23 protein-coding genes are annotated in these 23,536 nt (G+C 42.8%); 22 read left to right on the top strand and 1 reads right to left on the bottom strand.

Going from position 1 to position 23,536, the window contains the following annotated elements; genetic code table 11:
• Positions 1 to 126 precede the first annotated feature (126 nt).
• From ELQ35_RS23810 to ELQ35_RS16980, 5 genes are all read left to right on the top strand, one after another.
• Positions 127 to 354, top strand: a complete 228-nt coding sequence (locus ELQ35_RS23810) for an FCD domain-containing protein (RefSeq protein ID WP_370873462.1) — start codon at positions 127 to 129, stop codon at positions 352 to 354.
• Positions 355 to 357: 3 nt separating this feature from the next.
• Positions 358 to 1,200, top strand: coding sequence for a fumarate hydratase (locus tag ELQ35_RS16995; RefSeq protein WP_126866309.1), 843 nt, complete (start codon positions 358 to 360; stop codon positions 1,198 to 1,200).
• 12 nt (positions 1,201 to 1,212) lie between these two features.
• A complete protein-coding gene (locus tag ELQ35_RS16990) occupies positions 1,213 to 1,797 on the top strand; it encodes a FumA C-terminus/TtdB family hydratase beta subunit (RefSeq protein ID WP_126866308.1) in 585 nt (194 codons plus the stop codon).
• 2 nt (positions 1,798 to 1,799) lie between these two features.
• Positions 1,800 to 2,870: a tartrate dehydrogenase gene (locus tag ELQ35_RS16985; protein WP_126866307.1), complete on the top strand. Its 1,071-nt coding sequence runs from the start codon at positions 1,800 to 1,802 to the stop codon at positions 2,868 to 2,870.
• Positions 2,871 to 2,938: 68 nt separating this feature from the next.
• On the top strand, positions 2,939 to 3,958 hold the full coding sequence (locus tag ELQ35_RS16980) for a tripartite tricarboxylate transporter substrate binding protein (protein WP_126866306.1): 1,020 nt from the start codon (positions 2,939 to 2,941) through the stop codon (positions 3,956 to 3,958).
• A gap of 366 nt (positions 3,959 to 4,324) precedes the next feature.
• Here ELQ35_RS16980 and ELQ35_RS16975 read toward each other — a convergent pair whose 3' ends face one another.
• Positions 4,325 to 5,008, bottom strand: coding sequence for a GntR family transcriptional regulator (locus ELQ35_RS16975; protein WP_126866305.1), 684 nt, complete (start codon positions 5,006 to 5,008; stop codon positions 4,325 to 4,327).
• A 416-nt stretch (positions 5,009 to 5,424) separates the two neighbouring features.
• On the opposite strand from ELQ35_RS16975, the gene ELQ35_RS16970 reads away from it, so the two are divergent.
• The 17 genes from ELQ35_RS16970 to larC all read left to right on the top strand — a co-directional run bounded on the left by ELQ35_RS16970 (position 5,425) and on the right by larC (position 23,026).
• A complete protein-coding gene (locus tag ELQ35_RS16970) occupies positions 5,425 to 6,624 on the top strand; it encodes a CaiB/BaiF CoA transferase family protein (protein WP_126866304.1) in 1,200 nt (399 codons plus the stop codon).
• Between the two features lie 11 nt (positions 6,625 to 6,635).
• A complete protein-coding gene (locus tag ELQ35_RS16965; protein WP_221884981.1) occupies positions 6,636 to 7,916 on the top strand; it encodes a 3-isopropylmalate dehydratase large subunit in 1,281 nt (426 codons plus the stop codon).
• A complete protein-coding gene (locus ELQ35_RS16960; RefSeq protein WP_126866302.1) occupies positions 7,917 to 8,414 on the top strand; it encodes a LeuD/DmdB family oxidoreductase small subunit in 498 nt (165 codons plus the stop codon). It abuts the gene before it with no gap.
• 22 nt (positions 8,415 to 8,436) lie between these two features.
• Positions 8,437 to 9,333, top strand: coding sequence for a hydroxymethylglutaryl-CoA lyase (locus ELQ35_RS16955; RefSeq protein WP_126866301.1), 897 nt, complete (start codon positions 8,437 to 8,439; stop codon positions 9,331 to 9,333).
• 25 nt (positions 9,334 to 9,358) lie between these two features.
• Positions 9,359 to 10,114 carry a maleate cis-trans isomerase family protein gene (locus ELQ35_RS16950; RefSeq protein ID WP_126866300.1) on the top strand — a complete coding sequence of 252 codons (756 nt, stop codon included), beginning with the start codon at positions 9,359 to 9,361 and terminating at the stop codon, positions 10,112 to 10,114.
• An 82-nt stretch (positions 10,115 to 10,196) separates the two neighbouring features.
• Positions 10,197 to 11,273: a tartrate dehydrogenase gene (locus ELQ35_RS16945; protein ID WP_126866299.1), complete on the top strand. Its 1,077-nt coding sequence runs from the start codon at positions 10,197 to 10,199 to the stop codon at positions 11,271 to 11,273.
• 425 nt (positions 11,274 to 11,698) lie between these two features.
• On the top strand, positions 11,699 to 13,012 hold the full coding sequence (locus tag ELQ35_RS16940) for an MFS transporter (protein WP_126866298.1): 1,314 nt from the start codon (positions 11,699 to 11,701) through the stop codon (positions 13,010 to 13,012).
• 713 nt (positions 13,013 to 13,725) lie between these two features.
• Positions 13,726 to 15,015, top strand: coding sequence for an SLC13 family permease (locus ELQ35_RS16935; protein ID WP_126866297.1), 1,290 nt, complete (start codon positions 13,726 to 13,728; stop codon positions 15,013 to 15,015).
• Between the two features lie 42 nt (positions 15,016 to 15,057).
• Positions 15,058 to 16,050, top strand: coding sequence for a quinone oxidoreductase family protein (locus tag ELQ35_RS16930; RefSeq protein WP_126866296.1), 993 nt, complete (start codon positions 15,058 to 15,060; stop codon positions 16,048 to 16,050).
• Between the two features lie 334 nt (positions 16,051 to 16,384).
• A complete protein-coding gene (locus ELQ35_RS16925; protein WP_126866295.1) occupies positions 16,385 to 17,083 on the top strand; it encodes a TerC family protein in 699 nt (232 codons plus the stop codon).
• Entirely contained in the window at positions 17,034 to 17,405 is a 372-nt protein-coding gene (locus tag ELQ35_RS16920) for a riboflavin kinase (protein ID WP_126866294.1), read from the top strand. Before ELQ35_RS16925 ends, ELQ35_RS16920 begins: the two co-directional genes overlap by 50 nt.
• Before the next feature lie 32 nt (positions 17,406 to 17,437).
• On the top strand, positions 17,438 to 17,695 hold the full coding sequence (locus ELQ35_RS16915) for a YuzB family protein (RefSeq protein WP_126866505.1): 258 nt from the start codon (positions 17,438 to 17,440) through the stop codon (positions 17,693 to 17,695).
• A 485-nt stretch (positions 17,696 to 18,180) separates the two neighbouring features.
• On the top strand, positions 18,181 to 19,443 hold the full coding sequence (gene larA, locus ELQ35_RS16910; protein ID WP_126866293.1) for a nickel-dependent lactate racemase: 1,263 nt from the start codon (positions 18,181 to 18,183) through the stop codon (positions 19,441 to 19,443).
• A gap of 45 nt (positions 19,444 to 19,488) precedes the next feature.
• On the top strand, positions 19,489 to 20,301 hold the full coding sequence (gene larE, locus ELQ35_RS16905; protein ID WP_126866292.1) for an ATP-dependent sacrificial sulfur transferase LarE: 813 nt from the start codon (positions 19,489 to 19,491) through the stop codon (positions 20,299 to 20,301).
• Positions 20,302 to 20,306: 5 nt separating this feature from the next.
• Positions 20,307 to 20,954, top strand: coding sequence for an urease accessory protein UreH (locus ELQ35_RS16900; RefSeq protein ID WP_126866291.1), 648 nt, complete (start codon positions 20,307 to 20,309; stop codon positions 20,952 to 20,954).
• 30 nt (positions 20,955 to 20,984) lie between these two features.
• On the top strand, positions 20,985 to 21,662 hold the full coding sequence (larB, locus tag ELQ35_RS16895; protein WP_126866290.1) for a nickel pincer cofactor biosynthesis protein LarB: 678 nt from the start codon (positions 20,985 to 20,987) through the stop codon (positions 21,660 to 21,662).
• A complete protein-coding gene (gene larC / locus ELQ35_RS16890; protein WP_126866289.1) occupies positions 21,662 to 23,026 on the top strand; it encodes a nickel pincer cofactor biosynthesis protein LarC in 1,365 nt (454 codons plus the stop codon). The genes larB and larC overlap by 1 nt, the downstream gene beginning before the upstream one ends.
• Positions 23,027 to 23,536: the final 510 nt, after the last annotated feature.

Here is a 23,536-nt window from a genome sequence, read left to right as displayed (position 1 = left end):
CTTATATACAGCAATTGTGTTAAAAAAGCATCAAGTAAAATAAAAAGTAATTGAAGAGTCAGAAAATAAATACTATTATAAAAATAAGCCTGTCGACAACCGACAAAAAAGCAAATAAACATATCTTTGAGATTAAAGAAGCTTGTTGATGATCTTCATTCTTTAACACATTATTACAGAGTGTTAAATATGGTGGGGTTTGATCGGGCGAAAACAATACTAAAGGGTCATACCCAAATATTTCTAGCTATCAAAGAAAGAAACCCCGAAAAAGAATTGAAAAAGTTGCAGGAACATATTCAGGAAGATCTGAAAAATTTGGTCCATATTCTCGGACAGAAAAAGGAGCGATAATTATTGCGAATCATACAAGCGAAGGAAATCACGGAAGCGGTTGCAAAACTTTGCTGGGAAGCATGTTATTATTTGCCTGAGGATGTAGTTGCAGGATTTCAGCGCGCAGAAAAAACGGAAGCATCTCCAATTGGAAAAAGTATTCTCCAACAGCTTCTCGTAAATGCAAATGAGGCCAAAGTTAATCATATGCCTTATTGCCATGATACAGGCATGGCCGTCGTTTTTATGGAAATTGGCCAGGACGTGCATATCACTGGCGGAGATTTTATGGAATGTGTACAGGAAGGGGTAAGAACTGGCTACCGAGACGGTTTCTTACGAAAATCAGTTGTCGGAGATCCACTTGTGAGGGTGAACACGGATGATAATACACCTGCTGTTGTACATACAGAAATAGTAGCAGGCGATCAAATCAAAATTACGGTTCTTCCAAAAGGCGGAGGCAGCGAAAATATGAGTGCAATGAAGTTTTTGCTGCCTGGAGAAGGTGCGGAGGGTGTAAAGAATTTTGTTCTCCAGACTATCAAAGAGGCAGGCGGAAAGGCGTGTCCGCCCGTTGTTGTCGGTGTTGGCATCGGCGGAAGCTTTGATAAGGTGACATCATTGGCGAAACATGCTGTTTTGCGGGAGATTGGCGTACACCATCCGGAGCCCCATATTGCTGAGCTTGAGAACGAACTGCTCGAAGCAATCAACAACACAGGCATCGGCCCTCAAGGTTTGGGCGGAACAAGTACTGCTTTATGGGTGCCTATTGAAACGTTTGCTTGCCATATTACCGCACTTCCTGTTGCGGTCAATATCCAATGCCATGCAGCCCGGAAGAAAACGATTGAAATATAAGGAGGGAAAGAAATGGCTGAACATAGGCTTACAACTCCGCTAACAAATGACGATATTAAAAACTTGAAAATAGGAGACAGTGTGCTGTTGACGGGTACTATATATATGGCCAGGGATGCGGCACATAAAAGAATGGTTGAGCTTCTTGAAGCAAATCAGCCTCTTCCGGTTGATCTAAGAGGAGACATCATTTTTTATGCAGGACCTTGCCCGCCGCAGCCTGGACAAATAATTGGACCGGTAGCTCCGACGACTGCTTACAGAATGGATCCTTATGCACCCGCTATGTATGAATACGGCGTTAAGGGAACGATTGGAAAAGGACCGAGAAGAGAAAGTGTCAAAGAAGCTTGCCAGCAATATAAAGCGGTTTCATTTGCTGCTATTGGAGGACTGTCGACGATTTTAAGCAGAAGGATTACTGCTGTAGAGCTGGTAGCGTACGAAGATCTAGGACCAGAGGCAATCAGAAGACTTGAAGTGGAGGATTTTCCTTTATTAGTTGCCTATGACTCTTATGGGCAGGATTTATATGAACAGGAAATTCCAAAGTATGAAAACTACCATAAAAATTCAGATAAAGGGGTCGTATTATAAAAATGAAAACATATGAGGTTGCTGTAGTTCCTGGAGACGGGATTGGGAAAGAAGTAGTGCCTGCTTCATTAAAAGTCCTGGATACAATTGCTGATATACATGGTGGTCTAAAATTTCAGTATAAAGAATTTCCATGGAGCTGTGAGTATTATCTGGAGCACGGGCAAATGATGCCTGATGACGGGCTTGGTATTCTAAAAAACTTTGATTCTATTTTTCTCGGGGCCATCGGAAATCCAAAGCTTGTACCTGACCATGTATCTTTGTGGGGGCTGTTAATTAAGATTCGAAGAGAGTTTGAACAATCGATTAATATCCGGCCCGCTAAATTTTTCAAAGGGCTAAGGTCACCGCTTGTGAATCCTAATGATTTTGATTTGATCGTTGTCAGAGAAAACAGCGAAGGGGAGTACAGTGAAGTTGGTGGAAGAATCCATAAAGGCGAGGATGAAATCGCGATTCAAAATGCTATTTTCACAAAAACGGGAACGAAGCGTGCGATGAAATATGCGTTCGATCTGGCGAAACAAAGAAGGAATCACGTTACGTCTGCGACCAAATCGAACGGAATTGTCCATTCCATGCCATTTTGGGATGAAGTATTCAAGGAAACCGAACAGGAATATCCCGATGTCCAAACCGCTTCCTATCATATTGATGCATTAGCAGCCTTCTTTGTAACCAGACCCCAGATCTTCGATATCATTGTAGCGAGCAACTTATTCGGTGATATCTTAACGGATATAGGCGGGGCGATCATGGGAAGCATTGGCATTGCTCCTGCGGCAAATATTAATATTAACGGCAGGTATCCTTCGATGTTTGAACCGGTCCATGGGTCTGCACCTGATATTGCAGGAAAAGGAATCGCTAACCCGATAGGCCAGATTTGGACGGCAAAAATGATGCTTGACCATTTTGGCGAAAGTGAACTTGGCCAAAAACTGCTCGATACCGTGGAAGAAGTTACGAATGATGGAATTAAAACGTCTGATATTGGTGGGAATGCTACCACCATAGAAGTTGCTGACGAAATTTGCAGCAGATTAAAGAAAACTGCAGCTGTATCATAATCGATATATTTGGGGCAAGTTCTTTCAGAATAACCATTAATTGATAAAAACGTGTAGGGGGACATGGAATGAAGAAAAGAGCGTTAGCAGGTTTACTTTCCGGTGTTTTATCAGTGGGTATCGCATTATCGGGCTGCTCTTCAGCAAATAACTCGGCTTCAGGTGATCAAAATAAGGATCCTGAATATCCGACAAAACAAATTGAAGTGATCGTACCATTTGCAGCCGGTGGAGGAACAGATCTTACTGCCAGAGCGGTAACTGAATATTTAAGTGAGGAGTGGGACAAGCCTGTTGTTGTCGTAAACAAACCGGGTGCTGGAGGTGCCACAGGAACTCAAGCGGTTCTTAAACAAGGTTCTAAAGACGGACATTCCGTTTTGATTCAAAGTGTTTCCGCTGTATCGGCTCTTTACGCCGGTAATAATAATTTACCATTTAGTATGGAAGATCAACAGTTTCTTACCAAATTGACAGGCGAACCACTTGCCTATGTTGTAAGTTCTGATGCTCCCTACAAGGATATAAATGAGTTAATCGAATGGGTGAAGAAAAATCCAGATAAACTCACATATGCCAGCAATGGTCCTACAGCTATCGGTACGTTCGGCACGATCCAGTTTATGGATAGTATTGGCGCTGACTTCTCAAAAGCCAGACAGGTTGCAACCAATGGTGCAGGTGACGCCCTTCCAAAAGTTGCCGGCGGCCATATCAAGTTAGCCGTTCAAGGGATAAGTGAAGTATCCAATCTCGTGAAAGCAGGCAAGTTGAAGATCTTAGGAATAGCTGCACCTGAGAGAAGCCCATTTTTTCCTGATGTACCTACAATGGAAGAACAGGGTATCAATGACATTGATGCATCACAATGGTACGGCGCCTCCGCACCGGCTGGAACTCCCGATTATGTCGTTGAAAAGTGGGAAACTACAGTTGATAAAATGCTAAATGACCCTAAATTCATCGAAAAATTAAAAACGATAAATGTAACCCCTGCTTATGAAGATGCTGAAGGTTTCGCTAAATCAGTAAAAGAAGAGACAGAAAAATACAAGGAAATTGCCAAGGAAAAAGGATTAGTTAAGTAGTAGATTCTTTAGAACGTGCAGAAAGGATATGGGTGTACGTATCCTTTCTTTTCTATTAGGGATAAAACCGACTACTGCTGCTGTTAGGACAGCGTTACTACTTCCTGTTGCACTAATGCCGCTTGATAAGATCTTGCTGTTGTGAACGTCTCTACAGCAGTGGTAACCTTGATTCCTATTTTTATCGGCTTGGCGTTCAAGCTGGAGCAGATACTGTTCTTATTTGTTTGACAGCGTCACTTACATGTTTGCACGTTATATACTGTTTATTGAAACAACTCTAAATATTATTATCCATAGTTCAGGGGCAACAAAGGTAAAGTCTGCCTAATAGAGATTGTGCTATGAAAGAATGATCCTGCACCTTTAACTGAGGCTTTCTTCCGGCTTAGCCATTTGTTCATGTAATGAAGTATTAGCTACCTGTAAGCTTCTCTGGATATGGGCGCTCATTGTTTCTTCTGATTTTGCTGGGTTGCGCTCCTTAAGTGCCAAATAGATTTGTTCATGATCTTTCACTAGTACCGCGAAGCTAACTAAACGTTCTTTCAGAATGCAGTTTCGTATATAAAGGACTTTCGCATTGATGACTTCAAATAATTGAATAAGTTGCTTATTTTGTGATGCAAGGGCAATTAGATCGTGAAATTGCTGGTTTAGAATAGTGAGCCTCTTTGTGTCATTTATTTTTAAAGCTTCTTTGGATTCTTCAATAATAAGCTGTAATTGCTCGAGTTGTTCGTCGCTTATATGGATTGATGCGAGTTTTGCTGAAAGGGTTTCCAGGCTTTTGCGGCATTCGTATAAATCTAAAATATCCTGGGCATCAGGGTTATAGACTAATAAAATATTGTCATTTTGCACAAGCAAATCATCTTTCGTAAGCATTCGAAACGCTTCGCGAACGGTACCTCTGCTTACACCGAGTTTTTCCGCTACCTTGGTTTCAACCAGGCGTTCACCAGGCTGGTATTTTCCCTCCATAATCATTTCTTTCACGATATGATAAACCTGACTATGAAGCGGTTCCGTTTTCTTAATCTCCCTCATTCGAATATCCCCCTAAGGTATCTATATAACTTATCCGATTGGTTTTCGCTGATTACTGATTCATATCCTTATCAAATAGTTTACAATACTTCCAATATAAGTCCAACCTTTTATAGATAACACTACGTAGATATCGTTCTTAGTTTATCTATTATAAAAATAATACACAAAGTAAAAAATGTTCTGTTAACGGTTGACAGTTTACTTTATAAGGGTTACGATTATAAAAAATGAAAACGCTTACTGATATTTTCGTAGATTTTAAGAAGGAATCCGTTGATTCCGCTTGGTTCATATCCTGTTTAAATCTAAAATTGATGACCACACATTGAGTATTACTTCAAACTCTTTACCTGTTTGTAAAGAGTTAAGAAAATATCTAATTTTATGAAATTCGAATTCAGGAGATGGTTGAAATGGCGAAGAAAGCACTTGAAGGATTACGGGTGTTGGAAATGGGACAATTGATTGCAGGACCATCTGCTTCGAGGCTGTTGGGTGAATTTGGTGCAGAAGTGATTAAGGTAGAATCTCCGAAGACGGGGGACCCAATCCGTACATGGCGTGTGGTTGAGAATGGGACCAGCCTTTGGTGGTATGTGCAATCCCGAAATAAAAAGTCCGTCACGATTAACCTTCGTGAATCGGAAGGTCAAGAATTGGTTCGCGAGCTTGTAAAGGAGATTGATATTCTCATTGAAAACTTCCGACCCGGGACGATGGAAAAGTGGGGGTTAGGTTACGAGGAACTAAAGGCAATTAACCCGCGTCTTATTATGATTCGTGTCTCTGGTTATGGACAGGATGGACCGTACCGTGATAAAGCTGGATTTGGTTCGATTGGCGAAGCATTGGGTGGCCTCCGTTATATTACCGGATATCCCGACCGTCCGCCTACACGTGTCGGAATCAGTATCGGCGACTCTTTATCTGCACTTTATTCGGTTATTGGCGCTTTGATGGCCGTCCATCACCGCGATGTGAACGGTACCGGGGAAGGGCAAGTAATCGATGTTGCGCTCTATGAGTCTGTTTTTAGCATGATGGAGAGTACGCTTCCCGAATTCGGCCGCACTGGTTTGATTCGTGAAAGAACGGGCAGCACGCTTCCAGGTATCACACCGTCTAACACATACATATGTGCTGATGAAAAGTATGTGGTTATTGGAGCAAACGGAGATGCAATTTTCAAGCGTCTTATGAATGCAATGGACCGTGCAGATGTTGCGGAAGATCCGCGTTATGAAAATAATTCGAAGCGTTCCGAACACGCGGAATATTTAGATGCATTGATTGAAGAATGGACAAAGAGCATGCCTTTCAATGAAGTGATGCAGTATTTGGATGATGCGAAGGTTCCTGCAGGGGCGATTTATTCCATTGAAGATATCGTAAATGATCAGCACTATCAGGCACGTGAGATGATTCGTGAAATTGAAGTCGAAGAGCTGGGTACGTTGAAAATGCCTGGAATTGTCCCGAAAATGAGTGAAACCCCCGGTAATATCGAATGGGCAGGTCCAAAACTAGGCGAGCACACTGATGAGGTGTTGACAGAGAAGATCCATTTATCCGCGGAACAAATCAAAGAGTTGAAGGAAAAAGGCATTATCTAAGAAGGGAATGAATGGGTATGGGAATGACGATGTCGGAAAAGATTCTCGCAAAAGCATCCGGGCAGGAAAGTGTTAAAGCTGGAGATATTGTATGGGTCAATGTTGATATTGCGATGATGCACGATTTATTGGGACCGTGGCTTGTGGACGGCGGATTCCGCCGCTTAGGCGGGAAATTGTTTGATAAAGAGAAGGTTGTCGTTGTCTCCGATCACTGTACACCGCCGGCAACCGTTCAGCAAGCTGATATCCTGAAATTCACCCGCGATTGGTCACGGCAACAGGATCTTCCCTATTACTATGAATTCGAAGGACCTTGCCACCAAGTTATAGTCGAACACGGTCATGTCCGCCCGGGGCGATTGATTCTTGGTACAGATTCGCATACCTGTATGGCTGGTGGATTGGGCGCGTTTGCGACCGGTATTGGGTCTACTGAAATGATCGGTGTTCTATTAACGGGTGAAACCTGGCTGAAGGTTCCGGAAACCATCAAAGTAGTGTGGGATGGGAAGATTCCGCATGGAGTATACGCCAAAGATCTCGTGCTTAAAACGATTAAAGATCTTGGCCATGCAGGCGCAACCTACCAGACCATTGAATTTTCCGGAAGTGCGATTACAGATTTGTCGATGGATGAACGGCTGGTTTTATCGAACATGGCCGTTGAAGCAGGCGCAAAAACAGGCTTGATTGAACCGGATGAAAAAGTGGTTGAATTTTTACGTTCCAAGGGTGTCACCGATGAGATTGACATGGTTTCCAGCGATCCGGATGCCTCCTATATTCGTACCTTACATTATAATGCATCTGAATTGGAGCCTCAGGTTGCCTGTCCGCATGAAGTCGATAATGTACATCCAGTAAGTGCGGTAGAAGGAAAAGCTGTTGATCAAGTCTATCTAGGTTCCTGTACGAATGGCCGTATCAGTGATCTCCGGATTGCAGCGCAAATCTTGAAAGGGAAAAAGATTTCGAAAAACATTCGTTGTCTGGTGGTACCTGCTTCCCAGCATATCTGGATGCAGGCCAATAAGGAAGGCATCCTGGACATTCTAACGGAAGCCGGCTGTATTGTGAACATGGCTTCTTGCGGGGCTTGCGGCGGATTCACGAGCGGCGTCATCGGTGCCGGTGAAGTGGTGATGTCTTCGTCGAATCGGAACTTTAGAGGACGAATGGGCAGTGCAAAAGGCGAGGTATATCTTGGCTCACCGGCCTCAGTTGCCGCAACAGCAATTGAAGGAAAAATTGCAGATCCGCGCAAATATCTCCTTAAGGAGGTCATGTAAATGTCATTTATCATTAGAGGCCGCGTCTGGAAATACGGAGACAATATCAATACCGATATTATATCTCCTGGGCAATATATGAGTCAGCCTGTCGATAAACAGGCTGAACACGCGATGGAAGCAATTGATCCTGATTTTGCCGGAAAGATTCAAGCAGGTGATATTATAGTAGCAGGAAATAATTTCGGATCTGGTTCCAGCCGGGAAACGGCACAGATGGTATTGAAACACCATCAAATAGGGGCAATTGTCGCCAACTCTTTCGCGCGCATTTTTTACCGGAATTCCATCAATGTTGGCCTTCCTGTGGTAGAGATGGTGGATACCTCTGTCATCGAAGAAGGGGATGAGGTTGAAATTGACCTGTTAGCCGGGAAAGTTATCAATCACACGAAAGGAGTCGAATACAAAGGAACGAAGCTGCCTGAACATTTGATTGAAATGGTGAAGCTTGGAGGCCTGGAGCCTTATTTGGCTAATAAACTGGGAATCTCTTAAATCGGGAAGGGTGAAAATATCCATGAAACTGCCGAAAAAAGTAGAAATAATTGAAGTAGGGCCGAGAGACGGACTGCAAAATGAAGCAAATTTTATTCCGACGGACAAGAAGATTGCACTCATTAATGCATTAAACAAAACCGGGATTAAAAGAATGGAAGCGACTTCTTTTGTCCATCCGGTCTATGTCCCGCAAATGAAGGATGCCAAAGAAGTTTTGGAAGGTATGGATCGTGACTCTTCCATTCAGTACATGGCGCTGATTCCGAATCAAAAAGGCTATGAGCGGGCGATAGAGAATGGCGTGAATGCCCTTTCTCTGGTCGTAGGTGCCAGCGACAGCTTCAATCTGAAAAATGTCAAAATGACGAGGGACGAGTCGATCCAAACGTTTGAAAGTGTTATTAAAAGGGCAAAGGAAAATGGCATTTTCATTCGTTATAATATCGCTACGTCGTTCTGGTGTCCTTATGAAGGAAAGGTGAATGCCGATCTCGTTTTGGAGATGCTGCAGCGAATTGATCGTTTAGGGGTCGATGAAATCGTTCTTTGTGATACGATTGGCCGGGCGAATCCAGCACAAGTGTATGACTTGTTTCAACAAGCATTCACCAAAAAGCCGAAAGCGATGATTTCCGCCCATTTCCACGATACGTACGGCTTAGCCCAGGCCAATATTATCGCCGCTCTTCAAGCTGGCGTCACACGCTTTGACACTTCAATTGGAGGGCTTGGAGGATGTCCGTTTGCACCGGGCGCAGCAGGCAATGTCGCGACAGAAGATGTCGTCTTTATGCTGCATGAGATGGGGATTGATACCGGGGTGGATCTCCCTTCACTCTTAAACTGTGTGGAATTAGTCAGACCGTTAACGATTCGCGAATTGACAGGCCATTTTCATAAAGTTAAAGGAAACTAAAATAAAATAATTAGGAGGAATCACTATGAGTCAAAATTATCGGGTAGGATTAATCGTGCCAAGTTCGAATACTACTATGGAAACAGAAATTCCAGCCATGCTTCAAGCGAGACAGCAAATCAAACCGGAAGAAACGTTTACCTTCCATTCTGCACGCATGCGTATGCAGCAGGTTAATCCGGAAGAATTAAAGAAGATGGATGTGGAAAGTGACCGCTGTGCCGTGGAACTTTCTGATGCTCGTTGTGATGTGTTAGCCTATGCGTGTTTGGTAGCGATCATGTGCCAGGGACCGGGATATCATGAAATCTCTGAAGAACGTTTGGAGAAAGCAACAGCTGAAAATGGAGGACCAGCCCCAATTGTCAGCAGTGCAGGAGCATTAATTGAAGGGATCAAAACAATCGGTGCCAAAAAAGTTTCGATTATTACGCCGTATATGAAACCTCTAACCAACACGGTGATTGAATATTTGAACGCAGCCGGTATCGAAGTTATCGATTCGATCAGCCTCGAGGTAGCTGACAATCTCGAAGTTGGCCGTTTGGACCCTGAAAATCTCATTGGTCATGCAGATCGATTAAATATAACAGGAGCAGACGCTGTAGTATTATCGGCTTGCGTCCAGATGCCTTCGCTTCCAGCGATTCAAAGAGTTGAAGACCGTTTGGGCCTCCCGGTTCTTTCTGCCGGAGTTGCTACTGTGTATAAAATTCTTAAACAATTGGACCTTAAGACAGATGTTCCGAACGCAGGACATTTGCTTTCAGGAAAGTTTTAAATAGAAGCCATAAGGATGGCGTAGGAGCTGCCATCCTTTTTCTTTGAACGTAATCATTTTACATAGGAAGGGAGATCAAACGATGAAAAAACAATATAACATCGCCGTTATTGCTGGAGATGGGATTGGACCAGAGGTATTAACCGAAGGCATCAAGGTATTGAATAAGGCTGCGGAACTTGATGGATCGTTTGAATTTCAGTTCACGCACTTTCCCTGGGGCTGTGAATATTATTTGGAACATGGAAAAATGATGGCTGATGACGGATTGGAACAACTTATGTCCTTTGATGCCATCTATCTGGGTGCAGTCGGGTATCCCGGAGTTCCCGATCATATTTCCCTGTGGGATCTATTATTAAAGATTCGTAAAGGCTTTAATCAGTATGTGAACCTTCGCCCGATTACACTGTTGGATGGTGCACCATGTCCGCTAAAGGATGTGGCCCGTGAGCAAATTGATATGCTGGTGATCCGGGAAAATAGTGAAGGAGAGTATGCAGGAGCCGGGGATTGGTTATTTAAAGGACAACCTCATGAGGTCGTTTTGCAAACCGGCATCTTTTCTCGTGTCGGCACAGAACGGATTATTCGCTATGCCTTTGAAGAGGCAAGGAAACAGGGAAGATCGTTGACGAGCATTAGCAAAGGAAACGCTTTGAATTACTCGATGGTCTTTTGGGATCAGGTGTTTGAAGAGGTCGCTAAGGAATATCCTGATGTGAAAACGTACTCCTATTTAGTCGATGCTGCAGCGATGTTTTTTGTAAAGCAGCCGTGGCGTTTTGAAGTAGTGGTCACTTCCAACTTATTTGGCGATATCATCACTGATTTAGGAGCTGCCATCGCAGGAGGATTAGGCCTTGCAGCGGGAGCAAATATTAACCCTGAACGGGAATACCCGTCAATGTTCGAACCGATTCATGGATCTGCCCCCGATATCGCGGGAAAAGGAATTGCCAACCCGCTTGCTTCTATTTGGTCTGCAAGTCAAATGCTGGACTTCTTCGGTCAGGAAGTATGGGGGAAAAGAGTCCTACATGCTATGGAAAAAGTGATGGCTGAGCGAGCGATACTAACGCCTGATATGGAAGGAACAGCAAGTACTCAAGAGGTTGGCGATGCGGTCACTGAACAACTTCAAGCCATAATAAACTGAGGATCAAAAAAGACTGGGTAAACATTAATAGAAATGAAAAATATATCGTAAACTGTTGACGGTAAACGAAGAAGACGGTATATTGACAATAGGCAGAATATTTTTAAAAGTAGTTAAATAAATAGGGGGATGCTGTATAAATATTCTATGTTTCTATCAAACCATGAGCCAGCTTTACTGTTCGAAGGAAGAGATTGCTAGAACTAATTTGATATGTTGAGATATAGATTTAGATGTTAACGGAAATTAAGCATTCAACAGCCATTTTCTTCGGATTGCTTCTAATTTCGATGGGATAGGGAAGACTATTTCATGAAGGGATTCAGTCGAAAAGAAGAAGGGTTTCTGGTAGTTATCAGCATGTGAGTGTTGACGAGTCCAATAAAGGAGCGTCCGACACCGTTACTTCAGAGGAGGATTTAACAGTGAATCAATCTACTGAGCGCGCAGAGACGCGACGCATCACAGGGAACATCTTCAAAGGTTCGCTTGGAAATTTGATCGAATGGTACGACTGGTACGTCTATTCTGCTTTCGCCGTGTATTTCTCGTCAGAGTTCTTCCCAGAGGGAGATGCGACTAGCCAGCTGCTCAACACGGCAGCAATCTTCGCCGTTGGCTTCCTGATGCGCCCGATAGGAAGCCTGCTGATGGGCCGCTACGCCGACCGTCATGGCCGCCGTGCCGCGCTGACACTTTCCATAACTGTCATGGCCGGTGGTTCTCTGATCATTGCCCTTACCCCAAGTTATAGCAGCATTGGTATACTGGCTCCCATTATTCTGGTTCTCGCACGTCTGCTCCAGGGGTTGTCGTTAGGCGGGGAGTATGGAACCTCTGCAACGTATCTGTCTGAGATGGCCAGCAGCGGCCGCCGCGGCTTCTACTCGAGCTTCCAGTACGTCACACTTGTTGCCGGACAGATGGTGGCACTTGGTGTCCAAATAATCCTCCAGCAAGTACTCAGCGAATCCGATATGTATGCCTGGGGCTGGCGTATTCCCTTCGTCATCGGAGCAATGGGCGCATTGGCCGTAATGTGGCTGCGCCGTACGATGGACGAATCGGAGCAGTTCTCAAAAATGGGTTCTGAAAGTAAGGAGAGCGCTGGAACCATTCGTGCTCTGATGAAATACCCCAAGGCGGTGTTGACAGTTGTCGGTTTAACGCTTGGCGGAACCGTCGCATTCTATACCTACACGACGTATTTACAGAAGTTCATGGTGAATACTGTGGGACTCGAGAAGGAGGTCGTCAGCTGGATTAACTTTATTGCTCTGCTGATATTCGTCGTGCTCCAACCGCTAGCCGGGGCGCTGTCTGACCGAATTGGACGACGCCCGCTATTGCTGAGTTTCGGTATCCTTGGAACATTGTTGACGGTGCCACTGTTCCTAATTATGGAGCAGACGACAAGCCCTATGGTTGCTTTCTTGCTCATGTTGGTAGGTCTCATCATTGTCACTGGTTACACTTCCATTAATGCAATCGTGAAAGCAGAGCTCTTCCCGACCGAAATCCGTGCTCTTGGCGTGGGACTCCCCTACGCACTCACAGTCGCGGTGTTCGGCGGGACAGCGGAATTCATCGCGTTATGGCTGAAGAACATTGGAGTCGAGTCGCTCTTCTACTTCTACGTAGCTGCCTGCATTGCCGTGAGCTTGATCGTCTACTGGCGTATGGGTGAGTCTTCGAAGGTCTCCCACATCGAAGCCGAGCTGGACGCTGAAAAGCGCTAGCTGTCCGTGAGCTCAGCTCTGGGCACTCTGAAGTAACATGAGCGTTTAAAGGACACAAGTCATGGAATTGCCCATCGTGGAAGACGGCGACTAGGTGGCCTCTGCTCTGATAGCTTAACCAAGCTGGTGGAAATGGAAGGAATTGGTGTCGCTTTACAAGGCTATGTTATTTTACAAAATGAACAAAAGATAAAATGGGGAAGAACAGACCATCTATAGCCTGCCTTTTTATTGAACGATTGAGGATCATAGTTCAATAAGAAAATCCCGATTTCTCAAAGTAAAATGAGATAATCGGGATTTTTATAAAAAAATTCTTACCGTTGTAAATTCGTTTTTTTCTGATGTTACCCATGAAGAAAGAGTAAACGCTTCTTTAATAAGAAGAAAGCCATTCATTTAACAGCAGGCTCATCTTCAGATTAATAGACAACTATACAGCTTTATGAGCTATTACAACAATTTAAGAGTGGTCAATTTTGATGTTTACTAGATCGTCAGAGAGTGATGCTTCAAAAATATGAAAAAACAGGAGATGGCAAGCTGAACCTTTGATCCGAACACAACTTTTATTCAGTGACATGAGGTCTATTTTTACATCTTGTTTGTAAGCGCTTTAAGAATTTCGAAAATCATCCATCAGGCAGGACACTGGATTTTTCCGGGCATAGTCCAGACCTACAACACATTTATCCGCATAGGAGGCGAATCATATGAGTTTAGAACTTATTACAATTATCGTACTGCTGGCCATGTTCATCATCGGCTCGATCATTTCAGTAAACATGGGCATTTTGGGCATGGTTGCCGCTTTTGTCGTCGGTACCTTTGTCAGCGGATTAGCCGTAGAAGATATCTATGCCGCTTTTCCGGTTGACATGTTCATCCTTCTTGCAGGGGTTACCTACCTGTTTGCGATTGCACTAAACAACGGGACGCTTGACTTAATCATTTCCGGCGGGCTCCGCCTGGTTAGAGGGAATGTGGGTCTCCTGCCGTGGGTTCTGTTTTTCTTAAGCGCCCTACTGTCAGCTGTTGGAGCGTCGACGGTTGCGGTCGGTCCGATTCTATTCCCGATCGCATTAAGATTAGCTTACCAGCACAAAATCAATCCGCTTTTGATGGGTACGTTGATTTCCACGGGAATGTATGCCGGTTCCTTCTCGCCGCTAAATATTTTCGGATTGGTTGTAAACGGTATCATGAAGTCGGAAAATATTCCGCATTCACCAATCATGCTCTTCATTAACTGTTTTATTTTTTACGTATTAATTTCCATTGTTGTTTTCATTGCTTTTGGCGGACTTCGTTTGCTTAAACAAAATACAAAAACTCAAATGGCAGTTGCAGCTGCTGCCGAAGGAAATGCCGCGAACATTACTGTTAAAACAGAAGATAATGGATCAACTTGGTATAAAATCGCCACCCTTTTTGGCATCGGCCTCCTGATTTTCCTAGCACTTGTATTTGACATGAACATGGGCTTTGGCGCATTGATGATTGGCCTGGTGCTTGGATTGATGGCTCCAAAGAAGCAATCAGATATCATTAAGCAAATGCCTTGGGCTGTCATGATTATGGTGACAGGAATCATGACTTATGTGGGAGTAATGGAAAAGGTAGGGACTATGGATTATATGACGGATCAAATTGCCAGCGTAGGAAATCCGATACTTGCTTCTCTTATGGCATCATATGTAGGAGGAGTCATTTCAGCATTTGCCTCTACAACAGGCTTTCTTGCGGCCGTTATTCCACTCTCGGCTCCTATCTTACAGGATCCAACCATGTCGGCTATCGGTGTAGTCTCAGCGCTTTCGATTTCGGCAAGTGTTGTGGACATAAGTCCTTTCTCGACGAACGGGGCACTGATTATGGCTAATGTACAGGGTGTGAATGAGCGTCTATTTTTCCGAAAGCTCTTGCTGATTGCTGGCCTCTTTATAGCTCTTGGACCAGGACTTGCGTGGCTGTTATTCGTGCTGATGGGTACGCCTTGGTAATCGAATGGCCTAAACGATATTAATAGATTGGGAGGATCCTCGATGAAAGCAGTTGTTGTTACTGAGTTCGGCGGACCTGAAGTGCTCAAATATATGGAGACAGAAAAACCTTTAATTAATTCAAAACAAGTATTAATTCGTGTTGTGGCAACTAGTGTCAATTTTGCTGATATTAAATCAAGGCACGGCAACTATCATGGTGCCGGACAGCCGCCGTTTATTCCCGGCTTGGACGCAGCAGGCATCATTGAGGCGGCAGGATCTGAAGTACAATATGTAAAAGCTGGTGACCGAGTAATTGCCTTTCCTAAAAATGGTTCCTACTCAGAATATGTAGTAGCCGACGAAAACCTTACCTTTGTACTTCCTGACAACGTTGATTTTGATACTGCAGCAGCCTGTCCGACTGTTTCTTTTACCTCATATAAGCTTCTCGCAGATGTAGCCAGGCTTGAGCCTGGCGAAACGGTTCTCATCCATGCGGCTGCTGGCGGAATTGGCACGACAGCGATTCAGTTAGCAAAGATTTTGGGTGCGGGCCGTGTTATTGGAACGGTAGGAAGTGAGCGTAAGATTCCGGCAGCGCGGGAAGCCGGCGCTGATCATGTCATCTGCTATGAGACGGAAGACTTTGCGGAGAAGGTAAATGAATTAACGGCCGGGCAGGGTGCGGATGTGATCTTAGATTCAATCTCCGGATGGGTCGCAGAAAAAAGCCTGGAATGCCTGGCGATGTACGGCAGATTGGTGAATTTCGGCAACGCAGCAGGAGGGATGGTCGGGCAGTTTAAGACAACCGATCTGCACTCAAGCTGCCGCTCGGTTCTCGGATTTAGTTTAGGAACAACCCGCAATAACCGTCCGCATTTTTTACGTGATACGGCAAATCAGGTGCTCGGCTTTTTAGCGGATGGCCGGTTGAACATGAAAATAGGCAAACGCTTTTCCCTGGAAGATGCAGCAAGCGCACACCAGTGGGTGGAAAGCAGACAAAGTATCGGAAAAGTTTTGTTAAAGGTAAGTGATGTTAAGTAACCAAAAAAAAGATAGCAATCTATCAAACATAATATTTTCTTTTTCTTACCTTTTTTCTTGATTTCTGTTATAATAAAGAAGATATATCAATAGCTATATAATAACTTATAAGAATTACTTATTTTTTCTAGTGTTTAAAGGGCTTTTAAAACTTCATATTGACTTATCCCGTAAGGGGGAGTAGCGTCAGGTAAACCCTGAAATAAAGTCGTCATTACGTGGGATTTTTCTACCGGCTTTATTGGCCTAATTACTTAGTGCTTAGCGAGACCTTTGCCATTACTGGCAGAGGTCTCTTTTATTTTTTGCAAAAAAAAAACAAGGAGGAGATATCATGGAAATGGAATTTTTAACAGGGCTGCTTGCAATTATTATGATAGATTTGGTTCTCGCTGGCGATAACGCGATACTGATTGGCCTTGCTGCAAGAAAACTTCCGAAACATCAGCAAAAAAAGGTGATCATATGGGGAGCGGTAGGGGCGATTGTGATCAGGATCATCGCAACACTGTTGGTAGTCGTACTATTAGATGTACCTGGCCTTCATTTAATTGGAGGATTGCTGCTTGTATGGATTGCGTATAAGCTCCTTATTGATGAAGAAGAACACGAAGTAAAAGCTGCCGACTCTATGTGGGCCGCTATTCGTACGATTATTATAGCAGATGCTCTCATGGGATTGGATAACGTGTTAGCTGTTGCAGGAGTGGCAGATGGTAATTTCCTACTGGTAGTAATCGGATTACTGGTATCGATTCCGGTAGTGATGTACGGAAGCACCTTGATCTTAAAACTCATTGAACGGTATCCATTTATCATCACCATCGGCTCCGGTATTCTCGGTTGGACCGCTGCGAAGATGATTGTCGGAGAACCTTTCCTGCATGATTACTTCACGAATCCATTTGTAAAATACGGATTTGAAGCCTTGGTTGTAATCGGGGTTTTAGCGGCAGGAAATTACAAGCAACATAAAGTAGATCATGAAAAAGAACAAAAAAATGAAATGCAGCTTAAGCAGCATCCACAATAAACATAAGAAGAGGGACTTTTTCGAAAGAGAGGGTCTCTTTTTTTTGTTCAATAGGATCCCTGGAAGGTACAACGGTTATCTAGGAAATGAATATTGGTATTCTCTTATAAGTGCAGGGTATCGTCCAACAATCGATGGAAAAACATATTCAATTGAAGCACATTTGATAGATTTTTCTGGTGATTTGTACGAAAAAAAAGGTACGTTATCTTTTCTTAGCTATATCCGTAATGAAATTAAATTTTCCGGGCTTGACCCGTTGATAAAACAAATGAAGCTTGATAAGCATAATGCGAAAATATTTTTCGGAATCAATGATTAGTAAGGCAGTCAAAAATAGAAAGGGGTATTGTGATAGGAATTGTAATTGTAGAAATATGTGATGGCAGTTTAATCACTTCAATTAATGTAGAAGAGATATTAGAAAATGAATACCCTGAAGTTGCGGTAATTCAAAACGATTGCCTGTCATTTTGTGGAATGTGTGCTCGAAGACCTTACGCGATTGTAAATGGTAAGCGTATATTTGCAAAAACAGTCGAAGAGTGTATGGACCATATTAGAGAAAAGATCGAATCTGATTGGCAGCTTACAACTAATGAAAATGGCTAATAAACACATAGTTATATGTAATAATCCGGAGGTTCTTTGTGGGACTCTTAACTTGTTTAAAGCATAGCTTGATGCTACCTAGAAAGGAATCCATGTTCAGATTAAACAGAATGAACATGACCAAAACGATATTCTACATTTTAGCATTATTTATGTTTCTTATCTTGCCAAGCGGGGAGGATCAATATTATATTAATACAGATAATAGATAATTACTTTCAACGATTCTTCAAAGGGAGAATCGTTTTTTTCTTTGATACATTATTATTAATTAAAAGGTGGGCATGTATGTAACCCTCTGTACATGAATAAGATTATGTACAAAAAAACAAGATAGATATCCTTGTAAACTTTTAATTTATAAAAATTCTAATAATTGTATACGATTAGCAGTCAATCTCGGTATAATAGGAAGAAAATATCATCGAATAATCAGATGGAACGTTATTTTAATAGAACCGTATGGATGAAAGTGAGGGATATACATGGAAACAGCTTTACTATATGGAAAAACCGATCTTACGATAAATGTACCAGGGAATAGTTTTTTGGTGGAACCGCAGAATCTTGCAGGCTTAGCTGATGATGCAGAAGCAATCACACAAGCTTTAAGAAATCCTATTGCTTCTCCACCTTTAAAAGAGATGGTGAAAGCGAGTGATACCGTCGCAATTGTCATTAGCGACATTACCAGGCCAACGCCGAACGATAAATTGGTTCCCTTGTTAATCAAAGAGTTAGACCATGTACCACTTAAGAATTTTGTCATTATTAACGGAACGGGGACCCATCGGGATCAAACAAGAGAAGAGTTTGTGCAAATGCTTGGTGAATGGGTCGTAGATAACGTCCGGATCATTAACAATAGTTGTCATGACAAAGATACGTTAGTCAATGTAGGAAAGAGCCGATTCGGTTGTGATGTCTATTTAAATAAAGACTATGTAGAGGCAGACTTCAAAATCGTCACTGGCTTTATCGAACCACATTTTTTTGCGGGGTTCTCTGGCGGGCCTAAAGGGATGATGCCCGGGATTGCCGGAATTGAAACGATCATGACATTCCATAATGCAAGAATGATTGGAGACGCTCGTTCTACATGGGGAAATATGGTGGATAATCCCGTACAAGAAATGACTCGCGAGATCAATCGTATGTGCAAGGCAGACTTTATGCTAAATGTCACATTGAACAGAGAAAAAGAAATTACCAACGTATTTGCCGGGGAGCTTTTTGAAGCACATGAAAAAGGCTGCGAATTTGTAAAAGAGCATGCCATGATTCGTTGTGATGGACGTTTTGATGTCGTCATTACTTCCAATTCCGGTTACCCTTTAGACCAAAACCTATATCAGGCAGTGAAAGGAATGAGCGCTGCTCAAAAAATTGTGAAACAAGGAGGCACCATTATTGTAGCCTCGGAATGCATTGATGGATTGCCGAACCATGGAAACTATTCGGGAATTTTACAAATGGCCAAAACCCCTGAGGATTTATTAGAGATGATCAATGATCCGTCATTTAAGATGTTTGATCAGTGGCAGGTTCAAAAACAGGCTGTCATTCAAGTTTGGGCAGATGTTTTTGTGTATTCTACGCTTTCAGACACTCAGGTTCAACGGGCCATGTTAAAACCGACCCACGATATTGAAGCAACTCTTGAAGAATTAAAGCAAACGTATGGGGAAAAGATGTCCGTCGCTGTTCTTCCGCTTGGCCCGCTTACCATTCCGTATGTCGAGGAATAATGTCATGAAATACTGGTGCTTACCAACAAAGAAGGAGTGATCTGGTTGTTGCAAGATAAATATGGAAAGCTTCAGGAAATTTTGACCGAAATGGAAACCGTCGTGATCGCATTTTCCGGAGGGGTAGACAGTACGTTTTTACTTAAGGCTGCACTTGATACCCTAGGGCCTGATAACGTTCTTGCTGTTACCGCTGACTCTGAAACCTATCCCTTTGAGGAATTAGAAGAAGCCAAACGGCTCGCTATATTTTTAAAAGCAAGACATGAGATCATCGAAACATCAGAGCTGAGTATTCCAGGATATTCAGAAAACACCCCAAACCGCTGTTATTTTTGTAAAAAAAGCCTATTCGAGCACCTGATTCCGATTATGGAAAAGCATCAATACAAAAATATCGTCTTCGGGCTGATTGCAGATGATATGGGTGAACATCGTCCTGGCACACAGGCGGCAAAGGAGCACAATGTGCGCGGCCCATTACAAGAAGCGAACTTATTTAAAAACGAAATTCGGGAATTATCCCAAGAAATGGGCCTGCCGACTTGGGACAAGCCTTCATTTGCTTGCCTTTCCTCAAGAATTGCATATGGAGAGCAGATAACGATTGAAAAGCTGAAGCGAGTAGATCAATCTGAACAATTCATCCGAGGACTTGGCGTGCGGCAGGTACGTGTTCGAACCCATGGGGAAATGGCCAGGATTGAAGTAGAGCCCCATGCGATGAGTACTCTATTGGAGCACCATACCCAAATCGTCACGAAGCTGAAGGAGTTTGGTTATACTTATGTAACCATGGATCTTATCGGTTATAAAAGTGGCAGTATGAATCAGATTCTTCAGGGGATAAAGGAATAAACGTTATGGATAATTTACTAGGCATACTCGGAATCGGTTTTTTGCTAGGAATTAAACATGCATTAGAACCAGATCATGTCATTGCAGTTTCTACCATTGTCGGAAAACATAAAACGATTTGGCGTTCCAGCCTACTCGGTTTCTTTTGGGGATTGGGCCATACGTTAACCCTGTTGTTAGTTTTCTTGGTATTGGCCCTCACAAAAGAAGCGATTTCCGAGACATGGTCCTTGCTTTTTGAACTCGTTGTAGGAGTGATGCTTGTATATTTAGGCATTATCTCCTTTCGTTCTTCACATTCGAAAAAGAAGCTAAGCACTGAAAAGGGGTATAAGTCAGAAAATCGTTTATTTTTGAAATCGATGGTGATCGGCCAGATTCATGGAATGGCGGGCAGCGCAGCGATGACACTTATCGCTCTCTCAGTCGTAGATTCAATCAAGGACGCTTTTGTTTATATTAGTCTGTTTGGAATTGGTACCATCATCGGAATGTTATTATTTACGGCTGGACTTAGCATTCCGTTTCTATTGGCTGGACAAAAGCAAACATTCAATCGGGTGTTAGGAAGTTTGGCCTCGATTATCAGCGTTAGTTATGGATTCTATTATATATATACGATTGGGTTTATCGATGGGCTATTTTTTCAGTAGCATTTATTACACAAGGGAGGCGGATTGAAAATGAAAAACTTTGAAGATCTGGGTTTTAGCAAAGTGGATTATGACCGGGAAAGACGTACAGGGTATCCCGAAGTGATTTACGGTGAGGGAAAAACAGCAGAACAAATCGTACATATCTTGCTGAAACTGATTGAAGTTCATCGGAAAGCAATGGTAACCCGTCTTTCAGAAGAAAAAGCTGCATACATAATGACTGAGTGTCCGGATGCTCAGTATGACAAGGTTTCAAGGATCTTAACATATGGTGCGACAGAAAAAAAATACACTGGCCAGGTTCTGGTCATCTGTGCAGGTACCTCGGATTTGCCTGTCGCCGAGGAAGCTGTACAAACCGCCGATTGGATGGGATGCGAAACGGCACGTTTATACGATGTCGGAGTTGCGGGGATCGACCGGCTATTAGCCTATCGGGAAGACATTGTGAGTGCCAGTGTACTCATCGTTGTCGCTGGAATGGAAGGAGCCCTGGCAAGTGTCGTGGCGGGGATGGTCAAACGTCCGGTCATTGCCGTGCCGACATCTATTGGCTATGGAGCCCATTTGGAAGGCTTAACAACATTCTTGGCCATGCTAAGCTCTTGTGCTTCAGGTATGAGTGTCGTAAATATCGATAATGGGTTTGGGGCAGCCTATCAAGCTGCGACCATTCTCCAGCTCGTTTCAGAAGGAGGCCAATAATGAAAACACTGTATCTTGACTGTCAGTCGGGGATCTCAGGTGATATGACACTTGCTGCCCTGATCGACTTGGGAGCTGATCTTAGTTATATCATTGAACAGTTACAAACATTGCCAATCGATCCTTTTTACATGAATATTATAAAAGTGGATAAAAGGGGTATTTCATCAAAGCAACTTGTGTTGGGATTTGATACTAATCCTGATTACATTCATGAGCATCACCATCATGATTCGGATTTTGAAGAACATGGCCATTCCCATGAAGACCGCAGTCATCATCATCACGATCATGATCTGGATTCTGAAGAACACAGTCATTCCCATGCAGGCCATAGTCACACTCATCACTATGAACAGCATTCTGGAGAGCATGTCCATACCCATCAAGAACACAGTCACCGAAAGGCTTCAACAATACTAGATTTGATTACTAATAGCGATCTTCCGGAAAGAGTTAAATCTAGAAGCAGTGTCGTGTTTCAAGTAATTGCAGAAGCAGAAGGTAAAATTCATGGAATGGATCCGAAAGATGTTCATTTTCATGAAGTGGGTGCCATGGATTCCATTATCGATGTGATCGGTGTATGCCTTGCACTTGAAAACCTGAATGTTGGAAAAATTGTCGCTTCCCCGGTTCCGACGGGATCTGGAAAGCTCAAGATGGCACATGGACTTTATCCGATCCCGGCTCCTGCCACCGCAGAACTTTTAAAAGGGATCCCGTTGATGAATTTTGAAGTGGAAGGTGAATTGACGACCCCAACCGGAGCAGGATTTCTAAATGCTTTGGTTCATGAATATGGACCGATCCCGCCACTAACTATGGAAACAATCGGTTACGGTGCAGGAAAAAAAGACTTTGAGCATCCAAACGTGTTAAGAGCGATTCTTTTTCAAGAGCAAGAAATAACAAATAGAGAGACCGTTATTGTCTTGGAGTGCCAGCTCGATGATGTGACAGGGGAACAATTAGGGTTTGTGATGGAAAAACTTTTTGAATCCGGTGCCCTTGACGTTTATTATACTCCGGTGATTATGAAAAAAAATCGCCCAGGCACACTAATAACTGTTTTAAGCAAGGCTGAGAATGAAAAACAGCTGGAAGAACTGTTATTGCGGGAAACGAGCACTTTTGGAATACGCAGAGCAGAATGGTCCAGAAGAGCCCTTTCACGTAAATTTAAGAAAGTAGAATCTCCATATGGCGACATTACCGTTAAAATAGGTTACGAAGGGGAAACCATTTATCAGATATCTCCAGAATATGAGGAAGTAAAGCAGGCAGCTAATTTGCATCATGTATCCATTTTAGAGGTATATTCCTATGTTCAGCATGCAGGAAGAGCGATAGCACTTAGATAAATGCAGGAGTTTTTGCTTTTTCTAAAAGAGTGATTTTTGGAAATTATTTAACTTCAATTAGGGTTCTTGAAGAACTCGCTAAGGATGATGATACCTTGCATGCAGAATCGCAATTGAACTGATGTTAACATATAAAAAGGAAAAATAAAAAGGAAAATTAATAAAGGCATTTTCATTGCAATACGCTAGAGACTACTTAATATAAAAGTGGTCTTTTTGTTTGTATCCTTTTTAGAAATTATTTGTGTACATAGAGCGGCTCCCCTTAGAAATGATCCAGCAGAAAAATGAGGATCACTTCTAAGAACCTCAATACTTTTGAATAAAAACCTCGATTCTTTAAATAGGATAATTGACATATTACTAAATTACCAATTTAATAGTTCAAAAAATATTTATTATTTAATTGACTCACATATTTATTATTATGTACAATGTGTACACAATACATAGTTAATAAGTTTTATAGTTACTACTAGAGGTAATTGATCTATACCTAAAATCAACCAC

Source organism: Peribacillus cavernae (genome assembly GCF_003989135.1).
Classification (GTDB): domain Bacteria; phylum Bacillota; class Bacilli; order Bacillales; family DSM-1321; genus Peribacillus; species Peribacillus cavernae.
Note: the sequence above shows the minus strand (reverse complement) of the source record. Positions and strands in the feature narration are given on the sequence as shown.

Excerpts from the sequence above, each read along its gene's own strand:
- ELQ35_RS16990 (WP_126866308.1), top strand. The coding sequence starts at position 1,213 with ATGGCTGAACATAGGCTTACAACTCCGCTAACAAATGACGATATTAAA.
- ELQ35_RS16950 (WP_126866300.1), top strand. The coding sequence starts at position 9,359 with ATGAGTCAAAATTATCGGGTAGGATTAATCGTGCCAAGTTCGAATACT.
- ELQ35_RS16985 (WP_126866307.1), top strand. The coding sequence starts at position 1,800 with ATGAAAACATATGAGGTTGCTGTAGTTCCTGGAGACGGGATTGGGAAA.
- ELQ35_RS16920 (WP_126866294.1), top strand. The coding sequence starts at position 17,034 with ATGAAAAAGAACAAAAAAATGAAATGCAGCTTAAGCAGCATCCACAAT.
- ELQ35_RS16975 (WP_126866305.1), bottom strand. The coding sequence starts at position 5,008 with ATGAGGGAGATTAAGAAAACGGAACCGCTTCATAGTCAGGTTTATCAT.
- ELQ35_RS16900 (WP_126866291.1), top strand. The coding sequence starts at position 20,307 with ATGGATAATTTACTAGGCATACTCGGAATCGGTTTTTTGCTAGGAATT.
- ELQ35_RS16980 (WP_126866306.1), top strand. The coding sequence starts at position 2,939 with ATGAAGAAAAGAGCGTTAGCAGGTTTACTTTCCGGTGTTTTATCAGTG.
- ELQ35_RS16945 (WP_126866299.1), top strand. The coding sequence starts at position 10,197 with ATGAAAAAACAATATAACATCGCCGTTATTGCTGGAGATGGGATTGGA.
- ELQ35_RS16925 (WP_126866295.1), top strand. The coding sequence starts at position 16,385 with ATGGAAATGGAATTTTTAACAGGGCTGCTTGCAATTATTATGATAGAT.
- ELQ35_RS16960 (WP_126866302.1), top strand. The coding sequence starts at position 7,917 with ATGTCATTTATCATTAGAGGCCGCGTCTGGAAATACGGAGACAATATC.
- ELQ35_RS16955 (WP_126866301.1), top strand. The coding sequence starts at position 8,437 with ATGAAACTGCCGAAAAAAGTAGAAATAATTGAAGTAGGGCCGAGAGAC.
- ELQ35_RS16965 (WP_221884981.1), top strand. The coding sequence starts at position 6,636 with ATGGGTATGGGAATGACGATGTCGGAAAAGATTCTCGCAAAAGCATCC.
- ELQ35_RS16935 (WP_126866297.1), top strand. The coding sequence starts at position 13,726 with ATGAGTTTAGAACTTATTACAATTATCGTACTGCTGGCCATGTTCATC.
- larC (WP_126866289.1), top strand. The coding sequence starts at position 21,662 with ATGAAAACACTGTATCTTGACTGTCAGTCGGGGATCTCAGGTGATATG.
- larB (WP_126866290.1), top strand. The coding sequence starts at position 20,985 with ATGAAAAACTTTGAAGATCTGGGTTTTAGCAAAGTGGATTATGACCGG.
- larA (WP_126866293.1), top strand. The coding sequence starts at position 18,181 with ATGGAAACAGCTTTACTATATGGAAAAACCGATCTTACGATAAATGTA.
- ELQ35_RS16930 (WP_126866296.1), top strand. The coding sequence starts at position 15,058 with ATGAAAGCAGTTGTTGTTACTGAGTTCGGCGGACCTGAAGTGCTCAAA.
- ELQ35_RS16970 (WP_126866304.1), top strand. The coding sequence starts at position 5,425 with ATGGCGAAGAAAGCACTTGAAGGATTACGGGTGTTGGAAATGGGACAA.